This is a genomic window from Bacillus sp. YH3-2-B2, from assembly GCF_053663335.1.
The window spans coordinates 141,254-153,839 of the sequence record NZ_JBSJQE010000002.1; the positions used below are offsets into that span (position 1 = coordinate 141,254).

Consider the following 12,586-nt stretch of genomic DNA (forward strand, 5'->3'; position numbering starts at 1 on the left):
AAGGAGGAATAAACATGAGTCATTTGCTGCGCAAACCGCAGGCCGATGAGATTTCTCAAGGCGTGACCATCATACATGACGTCACTTCAGCCAATTCAGACCTCAAATATGTCGGATTTAAAGTCGTTGATCTCGCTCCCGGCTCAACATATACAGAAGATTTGAAAAAGACGGAGTGCTGCATCGTTGCGGTAACGGGAAAAGTTACCGTCACTGATTATGATCAGACATTTGAAAGCATCGGCACCCGTGAAAGCGTATTTGATAGAAAACCGACGGACAGCGTTTATGTGTCCAATGACCGCTCTTTTGGAATCACAGCCGTCAGCGGGGCGAGGGTCGCGCTGTGCTACTCTCCGTCCGAACACCAGCTTCCGACAAAGCTGATTAAAGCGGAAGACAACGGTGTGGAACATCGCGGCAAGCTGGCAAACAAACGAACCGTTCATAACATTCTCCCCGATTCAGATCCATCGGCAAACAGCCTTCTCGTTGTTGAAGTTTACACGGACAGCGGCAACTGGTCGAGCTACCCGCCTCATAAACATGACCAAGACAATCTGCCGGCTGAATCCTTTTTAGAAGAAACCTATTACCATGAAACGGACCCGCCGCAGGGATTTGTCTTCCAGCGTGTGTACACGGACGACCGCTCGATTGACGAGACGATGACCGCAGAAAATGAAAACGTTGTCATCGTGCCGGCGGGCTATCACCCGGTTGGTGTTCCGGACGGGTATACCTCTTACTACCTAAATGTAATGGCGGGACCGACACGAAAATGGAAGTTTCATAATGATCCGGACCATGAATGGATTCTGGAACGCTGACAAGTGAGGAGTGGCAGATAACGATGAAATATACGTTTAATGAAGAAAAAGAGTTTGATATTGTCGCGATCGGACGCGCGTGTATTGATTTGAACGCGGCGGAATACAACCGGCCGATGGAAGAAACGATGACGTTTTCTAAATATGTCGGCGGCTCCCCGGCAAATATTGCGATCGGCAGCGCCAAGCTCGGATTAAAAGCCGGTTTTATCGGCAAAATCCCGGATGACCAGCACGGCAGATTTATCGTTTCTTATATGCAGGAAAAGGGCGTTGATACGTCACAAATGACCGTTGACAGAGAAGGGCGCAAAGCGGGGCTCGCTTTTACGGAAATTCTCAGTCCTGAAGAGTGCAGCATTCTGATGTACCGGGATGACGTGGCGGATTTGTATCTAGAGCCGTCCGAAGTCAATGAAGGCTACATCGCAAACGCTAAAATGCTGCTCGTATCAGGTACGGCGCTTGCGAAAAGCCCGTCGCGCGAAGCCGTCTTAAAAGCGGTGCAAATCGCAAAAAAACATGACGTAAAAGTCGTGTTTGAGCTCGACTACCGTCCGTATACATGGCAATCGGCAGAAGAAACAGCCGTGTACTACACGCTGGCGGCGGAACAATCCGATATCGTCATCGGTACGCGTGACGAATTTGACGTAATGGAAAACCGCAGCGGCGGAAATAACGATGAAACCGTCCGCCATTTGTTTGCGCACTCCGCCGACCTTGTCGTCATTAAGCACGGCGTTGACGGATCATACGCATACAGCAGATCGGGAGAAGTTTTCCGGGCGCACGCCTATAAAACAAAGGTGCTGAAGACCTTCGGAGCGGGTGATTCCTATGCGTCAGCTTTCATCTACGGACTGGTCAGCGGCCGGGATATTGAAACGTCGTTAAAATACGGGAGCGCTTCCGCTTCCATCGTCGTCAGCAAACACAGCTCCTCAGAAGCAATGCCGGCTGCCGGTGAAATCATCGAACTGATTGAAGCGCAGCACAGTCTTAACGGTAAATAGAACGTATAAAAGGTGGGATCGTTTGTGGGTAAGACAATTCGCTTAACGACAGCACAAGCGCTGATTCAATTCTTGAACCGGCAGTACATTCATGTTGACGGAAAAGAAGAGCCGTTCGTTGAGGGCATCTTCACGATTTTCGGCCATGGAAATGTGTTGGGGATCGGGCAGGCGCTCGAGCAGGACGCCGGGCACCTGAAAGTCTATCAAGGCAAAAACGAACAAGGCATGGCGCATGCCGCGATGGCATACAGCAAGCAGATGCTGAGAAGAAAAATTTACGCGGTATCGACATCGGTCGGTCCGGGTGCCGCTAACTTGACGGCTGCCGCGGGTACGGCGCTGGCCAATCATATCCCGGTGCTGCTGCTTCCGGCCGATACCTTTGCGACGAGGCAGCCTGACCCGGTGCTTCAGCAGGTGGAGCAGGAATACAGCGCCGCCGTCACGACAAACGATGCGTTAAAGCCCGTGTCCCGCTATTGGGACCGCATCACCCGCCCCGAGCAGCTGATGAGCAGCTTAATCCGGGCATTTGAAGTGATGACAGATCCGGCAAAAGCGGGCCCGGCGACCATCTGCATTTCTCAGGATGTAGAGGGAGAAGCATTTGATTTTGATGAAAGCTTCTTTGAAAAACGTGTTCATTACATTGATCGGATGCAGCCGAGCGAGCGTGAGCTGAAAGGCGCCGCGGAGAGAATTAAGGAGAGCAGCCGTCCCGTCATTTTAGTGGGCGGCGGCGCGAAGTACTCCGGCGCGCGTGAGGAATTAATCGCGCTTTCTGAAACATACGGCATTCCGCTTGTCGAAACGCAGGCCGGCAAGTCAACGGTTGAAGCCGATTTTGCCAACAATCTGGGCGGCATGGGCATCACGGGCACACTTGCCGCAAACAAAGCCGCCCGCCAGGCTGATCTGATCATCGGTGTCGGCACACGGTACACGGACTTTGCGACATCCTCGAAAACGGCGTTTGATTTTGACAAAGCAAAATTTTTGAATATCAATGTCAGCCGCATGCAGGCATACAAACTTGACGCGTTTCAGGTCGTAGCCGATGCGAAAGTGACGCTCGGCAGGCTGCACGGCTTATTAGACGGATATAAAAGTGCATTCGGCACGGCGATTAAAGACTGGAAAGATGAATGGCTGGCTGAACGGGACCGGCTCGGCAAGGTCACTTTTACACGTGACGCGTTCAAGCCGGAAATTAAAAACCATTTCTCACAGGACGTGTTAAACGAGTATGCCGACGCGCTCGAGACTGAGCTGCCGCAAACAACGGCGCTGTTGACCATCAACGACACGATTCCTGAAGACAGCGTCGTCATCAGTTCGGCGGGATCTCTTCCGGGCGATCTGCAGCGGCTGTGGCATTCCAACGTCCCGAATACGTACCATCTGGAGTACGGCTATTCCTGCATGGGATATGAAGTATCGGGCACGCTCGGCCTCAAGCTGGCTCATCCCGACAAAGAAGTCTATTCACTCGTCGGCGACGGAAGCTTTCTGATGCTGCACTCAGAGCTGATTACCGCGCTTCAATATAACAAAAAAATCAATGTCCTGCTCTTTGACAACTCCGGGTTCGGCTGTATCAACAACCTGCAGATGGATCACGGGAGCGGCAGTTATTTCTGCGAGTTCCGCACAGAGGACAATCAGATTTTAAACGTTGATTACGCGAAGGTGGCAGAGGGCTACGGCGCTAAAACATACAGAGCCAATACGGTTGAAGAACTGAAAGCGGCGCTTGAAGATGCGAAAACGCAAGAGGTATCCACTTTAATTGAAATGAAGGTTCTGCCGAAAACGATGACGGACGGCTATGACAGCTGGTGGCATGTCGGCGTGGCGGAAGTGTCTGAGCAGGAAAGCGTTCAGCGGGCATACGAAGCGAAAGAGATGAAGCTGAAGTCTGCGAAGCAGTACTAGAGGGGAGGCATCACGATGGGCAAACAAAATATTCTGTGGGGCATCGCTCCCATTGGGTGGCGCAATGACGATATGCCGGAGATCGGAGCCGGGAATACGCTGCAGCATTTGTTAAGCGATATTGTTGTCGCCGGTTTTCAAGGTACGGAAGTGGGAGGGTTTTTCCCTGAACCCTCCGTCCTCAATAAGGAGCTGGCTCTCCGGAACTTGCGGATTGCGGGGAAATGGTTCAGCAGCTTTATCATTCAAGACGGTATTGAAAAAACGGCTGAACAATTTACAGAACACTGTGATTATTTGCAGAAAGTCGGAGCGGATGCCGCCATCGTTTCTGAACAGACGTACAGTGTCCAGGGCTTGGATATTGATGTATTTAAGAAAAAACCGCACTTCTCAAATGAAGAATGGGATACACTGTGCCAAGGCTTGAACCGTCTCGGGAAAATCGCTGACGAATACGGGCTGGAGCTCACGTTTCATCATCATCTCGGCACAGGCGTCCAGACGGCGGAAGAAGTTGACCGGCTGATGGATGGAACGGACCCGCGGTATGTCCATTTACTTTATGATACCGGCCATGCCTATATCTCAGACGGAGACTATATGACGATTCTCAACAAGCATATGGATCGGATCAGACACGTTCATTTCAAGGACGCGCGGTTTGACATTATGGAGCGGTGCAGACAGGAAGGCAAGTCATTCAGGCAGTCGTTTTTACAGGGCATTTTTACGGTTCCCGGAGATGGATGCATCGATTTTACCGAAGTGTACCAAACGCTCGTCCGTCATGATTATTCAGGCTGGATCGTCATTGAAGCCGAACAAGACCCGGCAGTCGCCAATCCGCTTGAGTACGCGCTGATTGCGAGAAAGTACATCGACAGTGAACTGCTTGATCCTGCAAATTAGAGGGGGACTTATATGAATAGTGCCAAGGCGGAATCAGCTTTCAGCAAACGGACCATCGCCGCAGCATTAGCAAATTACATTGATGCAGGTTCCATCGTGGCAGGATCAGCGGGTTTATCTATGTGGGTCAGCTACTTGAAGCTGTCCGACAGTCAGATCGGATTGCTCGGCGCCTTCAGCGCAAACGCGATATCAGCGGCCATCGGAGCGCTGCTCGGCGGGTATTTGGCTGATAAGGTCGGCCGAAAAGCTGTATACACAAACAGTATGCTCGTCTACGCTTTAGGAATTTGTTTGGTTTTGTTTGGATTCAACTTTCCCATGCTGTTATGCGGATACATGATTATCGGGATTTCTGTAGGCGCGGATATTACGGCTTCATGGACCATTATCGCGGAAAACGCCCCCGAAAAAAACCGGGCGAGGCATTGCGGAGTGGCGCAGGTGGCGTGGGCCGCCGGAGCCGTTGTGGTTCTGCTGTTATCCGTTTTGGTCGGTGACCTCGGGCTTTTAGGAAATAAAATTGTCTTTGCGCATCTATTGGTGATCGCCCTGATCACATATGTGATAAGAAAGCGTTTACCTGAGTCGGATGCCTGGAAAAACAGTGAAGAGCGGCCTGCCGCCGTGAAAAAAACATCTTATTTTGACTTGCTTCAGCCGAAATTTTTCAAGAACATTTTGTTTTTAATGGGTGTGTTTCTCGTATGGAATCTCGCCGCGGGCGTCATGGGATTCTTCATGCCGTACATCTACCAGCAGGTCGGCGGCGTATCCGCAAATACGGCCAACATTCTGCAGATGGCCCTGTTTATCTTCACCGGGCTCGGCGTCGCCTGTATCTTCATGCCTTTTGCAGATCAATATCGGAAAACGGTGTTCGGAATCTGCGCCTTTATGGCTGTTGTCGGCTGGTCGCTGTTTTTGCTGCCGTTTCAGGGACTCCCGATGCTGCTTTTGTTTGTTTTAGCGATCGGCATCAATAACGGAGCCGGCCAGCAGGCGAACTACCAACTGTGGGCAAGCGAGCTGTTCCCGACAGAACACAGAGCGTCAGCACAAGGGCTCATGTTCTTTCTCGTCCGTATTTCAATCGGCATTTGGAGTTTATTTGTGCCGGTCATCATGTCACAATTCGGCATCGGTTTTATGGCCGGTATTCTGCTCATATGTGTGACGGCCAGTATGATCATCGGGCTTGTTTTCGCACCGAATACGTCCGGCAAGTCGCTTGAACAGATACAGGAGGAACTGTACGGTGCTCCTCAGGACGGCAGAGAGAAAAGAAAGACGAGAACCATTATTTGATTATCAGAAGGAGTGGCGATCAATGAATTTACGTATAGGTGTTATCGGAACCGGTGCTATCGGAAAAGAGCACATCAACCGCATCACAAATAAGCTGTCGGGCGCGGAAATTACCGCTGTCACAGATGTGAATCAGGAGGCCGCGCAGCAGACCGTTCAGCATTTCAATTTGAACGCCTCGGTTTATCCTGATGACGACAGCCTTCTCGCTGCTGAAAATGTGGATGCCGTCTTAGTGACAAGCTGGGGCCCGGCTCACGAATCCAGCGTGTTGAAAGCGATTCAGCACGGCAAGCACGTGTTTTGTGAAAAGCCGCTTGCGACAACGGCAGAAGGCTGTATGCGCATTGTCGAGGAAGAAATGAAGACGGGAAAACGATTGGTGCAGGTAGGTTTCATGCGCAGATATGACAGCGGTTACGTTCAGCTGAAAGAAGCGATCGACAACCGTGCGGTCGGCGAGCCGCTGATGATTCACTGTGCGCACCGCAACCCGACAGTCGCATCGAATTATTCAACGGACATGGCCGTCGTCGATACGCTCGTTCATGAAATTGATGTCCTCCACTGGCTTGTCAATGACGACTATGAATCCGTACAAGTCATCTATCCGAAGAAATCAAAAAATGCGCTGCCGCATCTGAAAGATCCGCAGATGGTCATCATCGAAACAAAAGGCGGCATCGTCATCAATGCCGAAATCTACGTGAACTGTAAATACGGCTACGACATTCAATGTGAAATCGTCGGGGAAGACGGTGTCATTAAACTTCCGGAACCGTCAAGCATCAGCTTGAGAAAAGAAGGGAAATTCAGCACCGATATTCTGATGGACTGGCAGCGCCGATTTGTGGCTGCGTATGATGTGGAAATTCAGGACTTCATTGATTCGATCCGGAAAAAAGGCGAAGTCAGCGGTCCGACGGCATGGGACGGTTATATTGCCGCGGTGACAACAGACGCGTGCGTAAAAGCTCAGGAATCCGGACAGAAAGAGCCAGTGGTGTTGCAAGAGAAACCGGCATTCTATCAATCATTTACGACTGTGAACAAATAATAGATCGGGAGTGAAAAAATGAAACTGGCCTTAGATCCATCCATGTACCGCGATGATTTAACATTAGAGGAAATGGTCTATAAAACGGCGGAGCTCGGATACGAATATATCGAACTTTCCCCGCGTGAGGATTTTTGTCCTTTCTATAAATATCCGAAAGTCGATTCAGCAAAAATCAAACAATTGAAGCGCCTTTTAAAGGATACAGGCGTGAAGCTGTCCTCTCTTCTTCCGCTTTACCACTGGGCGGGTCCTGATGAAGACCGCCGCCAGGCCGCCGTGCGCAACTGGAAACGGGCGATCGAAATTGCGGTTGAACTTGAAGTGGATTTGATGAACAGTGAATTCAGCGGTTCAAAGTATGATCCGTTGACAAGTGAAGAAAAATTCATCAAATCCATGGATGAGCTGCTGCCCGTCTTTGAAAAAGAAGGCGTTAAACTCAACCTTCAAGCCCATCCATACGATTTTATCGAAACGCACAAAGGTGCGATGGATATGATCCGCGCGCTCGATAAGGATTGGATCAACCTTGTCTACTCGACTGCGCATACGTTCTTCTATGATGACGGCAAAGGCGATATCGAAACCATGTTTGATGAAGCCGGCGACCGCCTCACGCATGTTTTATTTGCAGATACTTTTAATCATAAAGCGGCGCACGGCCTGCGTTACATCGTCAATCCGCCTGACGCGAAAGTAACGGTGCACCAGCATTTGGATATCGGGCAAGGCGAGGTCGATTTTGAGACGATTTTCAGAAAGATGAGAGAGATGAAATTCGACGGAATTGCAACGAACGCCGTGTTTGCTTGGGTCGGCGAAAGAGCGGATGAATCAAGCCGGATCATGCTTAAGAAATTAAAAGAAGAACTGGGTATGGCATAAGCTGAGTATGGAGTTCGGCGGATCGGAGTAAAAATGCCCTCCAGCCGGACTCCCTTCATATCGAAAATGCGGATGGGAGAGGCTGACATGAAACTTTGCTTTAATGAAGCGACTACGCTGGAGAATTCAAACCTGAAACAGGATTTAGAACTGTGCGAAAAGCACGGCTATGATTATATTGAAATCCGCACAATGGATAAGCTGCCGGAATACTTAAAAGACCATTCACTGGCCGATCTGGCGGAATATTTTCGAACCCATCACATTAAACCGCTTGCCCTGAACGCACTGGTTTTCTTCAACAACCGTGATGAGAAGGGCTATAGGGAGATCATTTCGGAATTCAAAAGCATGATGGAAACCTGCAGGACGCTCGGCGTGAAATATGTGGTGGCCGTGCCGCTTGTGACAGAGCGGAAAATCTTGAAAGAAGAAATCAAAAAGAGCAGCGCAGAGGTGCTGACTGAGCTTTCGGACATCGCGGAGCCGTACGGCGTAAACATTGCCCTTGAATTTGTCGGCCACCCGCAATGCACGGTCAATACATTTGAACAGGCGTATGACATCGTGAACGCTGTCGGCCGCGATAATGTCGGACTGGTGTTTGACAGCTTCCATTTCCACGCGATGGGCTCCAATATTGAGAGCTTGAAGCAGGCGGACGGAAAGAAAATTTTCATCTATCATATCGACGATACAGAAGACTTTCCGATCGGCTTTTTAACGGATGAAGACCGCGTCTGGCCTGGGCAGGGTGCGATTGACTTAGACGCCCATCTGTCAGCGTTAAAAGAAATCGGATTCAATGATGTTGTCTCCGTAGAGCTGTTCAGACCTGAATATTATAAGCTGACTGCGGAGGAAACGATCAAAACGGCAAAGGAAACAACGGAAGCCGTCGTATCAAAATACTTCATGAAGGAGGCGTGAACATGGCTTTTGTCACCATGAAACATCTTCTTGCAGAAGCGAAACGGGAGCATTATGCAGTCGGCCAATTTAATATCAACGGCCTCCAATGGACGAAGGCGATTCTGCAAGCGGCGCAAAAGGAGCAATCGCCGGTCATCGCCGCGGCTTCCGATCGTCTGGTCGATTACTTAGGCGGGTTTAAAACGATTGCCGCCATGGTCGGCGCGTTAATGGAAGAAATGTCGATTACCGTTCCCGTCGTGCTCCATCTTGATCACGGAAGCAGTGCGGAACGCTGCAGACAGGCCATTGACGCCGGGTTCAGCTCAGTGATGATTGACGGCTCCCATCATCCGATTGATGAGAACATCGCGATGACAAAAGAAGTCGCCGATTATGCCGCAAAGCACGGCGTCTCAGTAGAAGCAGAAGTCGGCACGGTCGGCGGCATGGAAGACGGGCTGGTCGGCGGGGTCCGCTATGCCGATATCGCCGAATGTGAGCGGATCGTGAAAGAAACCAATATCGATGCGCTGGCCGCCGCCCTCGGCTCCGTCCACGGCAAATATCAAGGCGAGCCGAATCTCGGATTTAAAGAAATGGCGGCTATCGCCCGCATGACTGATATTCCCCTCGTTCTCCACGGAGCATCCGGGATTCCGCAGGATCAGATCAAAAAAGCCATCACGCTCGGCCACGCGAAAATCAATATCAACACGGAATGTATGGTAGCCTGGACAGACGAAACACGCCGCATGTTTCAGGAAAACGGCGATCTGTACGAACCGCGCGGCTACATGACACCCGGCATTGAAGCCGTGGAAGAGACGGTGCGAAGCAAAATGAGAGAGTTCGGATCAGCCGGTAAAGCCGTAAAACAGCAGGTCGGCTGAAGAAAAAGCACTCACAACATCGTGAGTGCTTTCGTCTTTCCGGTTATTTCGTTCTTGCGTTTCACCAAAGTATCACAATCAAATCAACCTGTTCAACCTTTACAGACCCTTTCAAGCCAAGCGAATTGTATACAGCTTTGCCCCCTCGTTTACTATAGTTATGAAAACTAGAATTCGTTCTTATCCTTTTCTTTATTGATGACCTCGGTAACTTTCTTTTTAGTTAAAATAATAATCTATAAGTCTTGTAGATTTGTCTTTCGTCCTGATTTAATTATTACCTTGTCTCGAATTCTCATAGTTTAGACCGTATATACCCTACGTAAGGTCTCGTTTAGTAAAACTTCTTATTCCGTAAACCAAGAGAACGAGGCAGGTTATTACCATAATTGAGTAAAACAGGAAATTTGATTGAATCGGTGATTCATCTGCGGGTGACATTGCTAACATAGGCTGTGTCCATGGATATACTTGACCTAATGGTGTACTGGCAATAATAATGGCCGGTAATGTAAAAACAATGCTAACAGCGAGTGGTATGCCAAATGTTTTAGACCTGATTGAAACAATAAGCTGCAATAAAATTAATGGTAAACAAGCTAAGATCCCTCTAATTCCATATCCTAGAATTGTAAGTAAAGGAAGACTCCCGCTTATGCCTAACATATAACCGAATCCAATAAATAAGAGGATTAAAATGAACATACTAATGAATATCATGCGGACCACTGTTAGAAACTTTCCCAGAAAGATATCTGAGTGTTTAACTGGTAAGGCTAGAAGCTGTTTCCAACCGCCTCCTACATGTTCCCCCCTGCAAACAAGGGCGGCGAAAATTCCCACTACGATAGGCAATACAAAAGGGCCCATAAATAAGGCCACTTGTGTCCAAGCCTCTACCCAGGGATTGTCTCCAGGATTCATAAAAAGGTTATAGTTTTTAATAAAGTTAGTGTATGCCAGGGATACACCTAACAAAGGCCCTAGTAAATAGATGATCCATAACTTTGATCGCCTAAGCTTTAAACGTTCTACAAATAAAATGTTTTTCAAGTATTTCGCCTCCTTTTTACAAAGCATCCCGTTTAGCAAAATGAATAGAGCCTAGAAATAATATAATTATCCCTAAGAAAAGGCTAATGCAAAGGTAAGATGAAAGATCTGGGTTATATCCTATACCTTCATACTGCAGAATGACTGTCGAAGATTGACTAGGATAAGCCAGCGGAAACCATCTCGTTGATTGAGCAGCAGCCAAAAACAAACCCATTATAGATGATACTGATCCTACAAGAATTGAGAATGCTTGGTTGCTAAACACCATAGATAACCATATCTGGGATGCCATTATAGGCAGTACTGTAACTAACATGCTGTAACTATCTCCAAACAAAAGTCCCCAAGGTACACTGCCTTCGAATCCTACCAGTTTGCCCAGCAGTACCATGCCGAGCAAGAAGATTGTTGACGAAATAAATAAACTGACTACTAAGCAAATAAATTTACTTACATAAATTCGCATTCTAGATACGGGAAAAGAAAGGGTTTGCTTCCATCCGTTTGCTTGATGCTCTATATTTGCTATTATTGACGCAGAAAGTGTGGCGGCTAATGGAAAACCTAGACCAAATAACAAACTGTTATCATACAGTAAATACATCCACATTGACCCAGCATGGAACATTTCAGCTTGTTTTTCCACGTATTCAGATCGATAAGTAAGATTCACCAACTCGTATGCTATAATGAGTAAGGGAACCAATAAGACTACAATCAATAACGACGAACGTTTCAGTTTTAATTGATCTGCCCATAATAACTTTTTCATAGACTTCCCTCTGTACCAGTTAATTCTAAAAAAATATCCTCAAGCGATCGTGTCTTTTCTTCAAGTCGAAATACAGACAGCCCTGAATGAAGAAGTATGGAATTGATTTCTGAAACAAATTCCGGTTCTGTTTGAGACAGCCACAAATAATTTTTTTGTAAATCAACCTTTAATCCTTTCCTGTTTAGTATTGTTTTTGCTTCGATTACGTCACTAACACCGACTTTTAATAGTGGTTTTCGTTTTTGATGTAAACTTGCAATTGAGTCCTGGAAAATCATCCTCCCATTGTTTATAATCCCCACTTGAGTAGCCATTTGATCTATTTCACTCAACAGGTGGCTGGATACAACGACACTCATTCCCGATTTAGGCAATTCTTTAATTAACTCTCTTATTTCTTGGATACCGGATGGATCTAAACCGTTTGTCGGTTCATCCAGAATTAATAAATCAGGACTGCTTAACAGGGCAACTGCAATTCCCAAACGTTGTTTCATTCCAAGGGAATACTCCTTAGTCAGTCGATTTGCTACTTTAGATAACCTTACAGTTTCCAATACTTCATTGACCCGTTGTTCCGGAAGCCCTCTTAACCTCCTAACAGCTTCTAAGTTTTCGTAACCGGTTAAATTACCATAATAAGTTGGAGATTCTACCAGTGACCCGATTCTTTGCAATATCTGCAAACGATTCTTGTTTAGGTTTTGGCCAAAGATTTCGATGTTTCCTTTTGTTGGTTTAATTAAACCTAATAACATTCGGATGGTTGTTGTTTTACCAGCACCATTCGGTCCAAGAAAACCATAAATTTCGCCGCGCCTAATCCTTAAGTTTAATCCATCAACTGAAGTATGCTTTTTATACTTTTTAGTTAGATCGTGTGTTACCACTATTTGATCATTCATTTGTCTCTCACCTCACTTTTATCATAAGCGATGTTCTTTAAACACAAACGAAACTCTTCCTAAACATTCACTTAACGACATCCATTGTTTATTTTC

At 47.6% G+C, this 12,586-nt stretch carries 12 protein-coding genes; 9 read left to right on the top strand and 3 right to left on the bottom strand.

The features are described 5' to 3' along the window. Positions 1–14 precede the first annotated feature (14 nt). The 9 genes from iolB to iolJ all read left to right on the top strand — a co-directional run bounded on the left by iolB (position 15) and on the right by iolJ (position 9,754). A complete protein-coding gene (gene iolB, locus ACWJJX_RS05620; RefSeq protein ID WP_071392493.1) occupies positions 15–830 on the top strand; it encodes a 5-deoxy-glucuronate isomerase in 816 nt (271 codons plus the stop codon). Between the two features lie 23 nt (positions 831–853). Then, positions 854–1,846, top strand: coding sequence for a 5-dehydro-2-deoxygluconokinase (gene iolC / locus ACWJJX_RS05625; RefSeq protein WP_014306131.1), 993 nt, complete (start codon positions 854–856; stop codon positions 1,844–1,846). A 24-nt stretch (positions 1,847–1,870) separates the two neighbouring features. After that, on the top strand, positions 1,871–3,784 hold the full coding sequence (iolD, locus tag ACWJJX_RS05630; RefSeq protein WP_014306130.1) for a 3D-(3,5/4)-trihydroxycyclohexane-1,2-dione acylhydrolase (decyclizing): 1,914 nt from the start codon (positions 1,871–1,873) through the stop codon (positions 3,782–3,784). A gap of 15 nt (positions 3,785–3,799) precedes the next feature. Then, a complete protein-coding gene (gene iolE, locus ACWJJX_RS05635; RefSeq protein WP_004393234.1) occupies positions 3,800–4,696 on the top strand; it encodes a myo-inosose-2 dehydratase in 897 nt (298 codons plus the stop codon). Positions 4,697–4,708: 12 nt separating this feature from the next. Further along, positions 4,709–6,004: an MFS transporter gene (locus tag ACWJJX_RS05640; protein ID WP_014306129.1), complete on the top strand. Its 1,296-nt coding sequence runs from the start codon at positions 4,709–4,711 to the stop codon at positions 6,002–6,004. Between the two features lie 22 nt (positions 6,005–6,026). Continuing rightward, positions 6,027–7,061 carry a Gfo/Idh/MocA family protein gene (locus ACWJJX_RS05645; protein WP_454022812.1) on the top strand — a complete coding sequence of 345 codons (1,035 nt, stop codon included), beginning with the start codon at positions 6,027–6,029 and terminating at the stop codon, positions 7,059–7,061. 18 nt (positions 7,062–7,079) lie between these two features. Then, on the top strand, positions 7,080–7,949 hold the full coding sequence (locus ACWJJX_RS05650; protein WP_014306128.1) for a sugar phosphate isomerase/epimerase family protein: 870 nt from the start codon (positions 7,080–7,082) through the stop codon (positions 7,947–7,949). Between the two features lie 87 nt (positions 7,950–8,036). Beyond that, positions 8,037–8,879 (top strand): 2-keto-myo-inositol isomerase, encoded by an 843-nt coding sequence (gene iolI / locus ACWJJX_RS05655; protein ID WP_012118841.1) that lies wholly within the window; start codon positions 8,037–8,039, stop codon positions 8,877–8,879. Between the two features lie 2 nt (positions 8,880–8,881). Continuing rightward, entirely contained in the window at positions 8,882–9,754 is an 873-nt protein-coding gene (gene iolJ / locus ACWJJX_RS05660; RefSeq protein ID WP_454022813.1) for a 6-phospho-5-dehydro-2-deoxy-D-gluconate aldolase, read from the top strand. 318 nt (positions 9,755–10,072) lie between these two features. Here iolJ and ACWJJX_RS05665 read toward each other — a convergent pair whose 3' ends face one another. Genes ACWJJX_RS05665 through ACWJJX_RS05675 form a run of 3 tightly spaced genes read right to left on the bottom strand, consistent with a single transcriptional unit; the run spans position 10,073 to position 12,490 of the window. Further along, on the bottom strand, positions 10,073–10,807 hold the full coding sequence (locus tag ACWJJX_RS05665) for an ABC transporter permease (RefSeq protein ID WP_229154627.1): 735 nt from the start codon (positions 10,805–10,807) through the stop codon (positions 10,073–10,075). Positions 10,808–10,823: 16 nt separating this feature from the next. Further along, positions 10,824–11,582 carry an ABC transporter permease gene (locus ACWJJX_RS05670; RefSeq protein WP_172615094.1) on the bottom strand — a complete coding sequence of 253 codons (759 nt, stop codon included), beginning with the start codon at positions 11,580–11,582 and terminating at the stop codon, positions 10,824–10,826. Beyond that, on the bottom strand, positions 11,579–12,490 hold the full coding sequence (locus tag ACWJJX_RS05675) for an ABC transporter ATP-binding protein (RefSeq protein WP_058906455.1): 912 nt from the start codon (positions 12,488–12,490) through the stop codon (positions 11,579–11,581). Before ACWJJX_RS05675 ends, ACWJJX_RS05670 begins: the two co-directional genes overlap by 4 nt. Between the last annotated feature and the right edge of the window lie 96 nt (positions 12,491–12,586).